The following is a 1,146-nucleotide window of genomic DNA, read 5'->3' as shown; positions in this document are numbered from 1 at the left end:
TGACCCAACAAGTAAACCCACGTCGCAACGGTTGTTTACGTGCGCCAATGGTTTCGGAAGACAGCATCTGCAAGGCGCTGTTGGACAAAGACCAAATCAGCATAAGAACAAAAAGCTCGGTCTCCTAAGAGCACATCATTGGGGTGAAGAAATTGATATAATCTTCTCGCTAACTGGAGGTCATGGGTGTTGAGTACATCGATAACTAGTGCGATCGCTGCACCTGTAGCGAGACTGAAGAAAACACCAATCTTGGCCATGGGAAAGCCACAACCAGGTGCTTGAGTGCTAGGTTGAGGATAAGCTTCTTGATTTTTCCCTGTATCTGGCATCGATAGGGTTGAGCTGTCCACTACTAAAACCTGACGACCACACCATAAGTACTCTGGAGTCACTTGGTGTTGTAAACCTTGTGCTACTTGAGCCAACAATTGCTGTAGTAATTTTAGGGGCATTCGTTGTCTGGCTTGACAGTAAGCACCAGTATCCTGGGAGGGGAGTTCGACATTTTCAGCCGCTAACCAGGCAATCACACGGCTGACGGCATGGTGACAACTCTTATCAGTATCGAGAACTTGGGAAAGAAACGCCCAGAGTGTGACAAATGGGTCGAACAATCGGCGACGGTATTTAATGTCAAGAGTTTCTATCGAAACATCCTGAAATTTGAGAACCCCGCGTCTAATGACCGGGGATGAAAAAGAGAGACGGGGTTAACCCCCTTAAAGTGTCCTGGCTATTTCCCTTTTTGATTCTCTATATACTTTTTGACCACTTCTGTGCTAACTTGACCTGTTGACGCCACAAAATAGGTCGGGGTCCATAGTGAGGGTAATTTTTTAAGATTAGGAAATTCTTTCCGCAAGTGATGTGAAGCTCGACCTTTTACCCATCGAGCTATTTCAGCAGGAGATTCATGAGTTGGTGCGTTCAAGAACATGTGGACGTGGTCTGGCATTATTTCTAGCGCAATCAATTTCCATCCATGTTCGGAAACCAGATCAAAGATTATTTCTTGAAGTCGTCGAGCCACGTGTTCTACTAATACAGGCTTTCGACGCTTTGGGACAAAAACAAAGTGATAATTTATTGAAGACACCGACCCCTCTGTACGGCGGTACTCATAATCTTTACTAGATAATTTTG

The 1,146-nt window shown here is 45.1% G+C and carries 2 protein-coding genes; both read right to left on the bottom strand.

From position 1 onward, the window contains the following. Window positions 1-35 precede the first annotated feature (35 nt). Window positions 36-686 (bottom strand): IS4 family transposase, encoded by a 651-nt coding sequence (locus tag F6K53_RS44345; protein WP_293087283.1) that lies wholly within the window; start codon window positions 684-686, stop codon window positions 36-38. 50 nt (window positions 687-736) lie between these two features. After that, the gene (gene tnpA, locus F6K53_RS44340; protein WP_293087280.1) at window positions 737-1,099 is read right to left on the bottom strand and encodes an IS200/IS605 family transposase; all 363 of its coding nucleotides are present in this window, start codon (window positions 1,097-1,099) and stop codon (window positions 737-739) included. Between the last annotated feature and the right edge of the window lie 47 nt (window positions 1,100-1,146).

Origin of the sequence: Moorena sp. SIO4A1 (assembly GCF_010672065.1) — a bacterium.
Lineage (GTDB): Bacteria > Cyanobacteriota > Cyanobacteriia > Cyanobacteriales > Coleofasciculaceae > Moorena.
The sequence above is the reverse complement of the archived record's forward strand: the minus strand, read 5'-3'. Positions and strand labels throughout refer to the sequence as shown.